The sequence below is a fragment of the Morganella sp. HMSC11D09 genome, from assembly GCF_001807955.1.
Taxonomy (GTDB): domain Bacteria; phylum Pseudomonadota; class Gammaproteobacteria; order Enterobacterales; family Enterobacteriaceae; genus Morganella; species Morganella morganii.
Genome location: NZ_KV791680.1, coordinates 1 through 1,344, shown reverse-complemented (window position 1 = coordinate 1,344; position 1,344 = coordinate 1). Strand labels below are relative to the sequence as shown.

The window sequence follows — 1,344 nt, the reverse complement described above, 5'->3', positions numbered from 1 at the left end:
GATAAACTGACGGATAGCCGCGATATACTCCCCTCGACCGGCAAATTCCAGTGACCACTTCTGGCTGCGGGGATTAAGACCGTCACCGGACACCTGCTCATAACCATCACCGAACTTCGCCCTGCGGGTTTTATAGGTGATGTCCTCCGTGGGATTAACTCGGGGACACCAGGTGAATGTTTCAATCATCTTTTCCCCTTAGTCAGATTCCAGACGGCTCCGCCGGGGCGGGTATCCTTGTCCATTAGTATGCGGAAACGCTGATCGACGAATGCGGCAATTTCATTACCAAACTGCTCATAACCAGCTGACGATTGCGTCTGGCTGCTGCCGTTACTGTCGATGGTAATAAACACCTGTGGTGCTGCTGAACCGCTGTTCTGATTTCCGCCGAGCGCCCGGACACCGAGAGAGCCATCCGCCGCCCGGGTCAGCGGCATAATCGCTTCCGGCCCAGCCTCACCCATCAGCCCGGCCCCTTTGGCAAACGCAAAATAAGTCGGGGTGCTGACTATCTGATTACTGTACGCACTCAGGCCCGGGGAGTCATAAACTCCGCCTTTGGCATTTGCCGCGGCACCTCCCAGGAAGTTACCGACAGCACCAATCCAGCCACCGGCATCTGACATGGATTTCAGGCTGTTCACGATGGCAGCGTTGACCAGTATTTTCTGGATGGATTTAAGGACATCTATTGACCAGTCGCGCCAGCTGGCTTTATTTCCGTTCAGCATGTCAGTGATGTTATTCACCATACCGCCCATGGCTCTCTGTACCGCAGATGCGGTTTGCTCCGCATAGTCTCCGGCCTCAGCAACCCAGTCTTCCATCCCCCGGGTAACCCCGCTGGTCCAGTCAGACTGAACTTCCTTTATTTTCTGATATTTCAGGTTGAGCGCGTCAATCTCCCGGTTATAAGCTTCGGTCGCACTTTTTCCCTGATCAGATTTGGCATAAACACGATCAATCTGCTGGCGCTCTTCATACAAACTGCGCCGGTTTCTGCCCATTCCCCGGGTTTTATCAATTTGCTCCGCTTCGTCACTGAATTTCCGGGCACCGTCACGCATCGCTTTCAGCGCATCATCCATTTCACGCTGCTTTCTGACCGCCTCATCGGCCTTTTGTGTCCACTCCGCCAGGGCAACAGAGGATGCGCGGATCGCTTTTCGCTGCTCATCCGTCCATTTTGCGCCGGACTCATGTGCTGCGGCATAAAGATCTGCGGCTTTTTCTCCCTGCGTGGCCCTGACTTTCTGAACCTCCGTGGCCACACTCAGATCTGCTATTTTGCGGGCATACTGCTCCGCCTGACGTTCCGCTTCTTTCTGCTCTTTATTGAAA

General features: G+C 54.2%; 2 protein-coding genes. Both read right to left on the bottom strand.

Annotation, left to right across the window (positions count from 1 at the left end):
* Nucleotides 1-189, bottom strand: a 189-nt coding sequence (locus tag HMPREF3119_RS19735) for a phage tail protein (protein ID WP_246829255.1), incomplete at its 3' end; no start/stop codon positions are given.
* A partial coding sequence (locus HMPREF3119_RS07590; protein WP_070579198.1) for a phage tail tape measure protein occupies nucleotides 186-1,344 on the bottom strand: 1,159 nt, incomplete at its 5' end. The genes HMPREF3119_RS19735 and HMPREF3119_RS07590, both read right to left, overlap by 4 nt.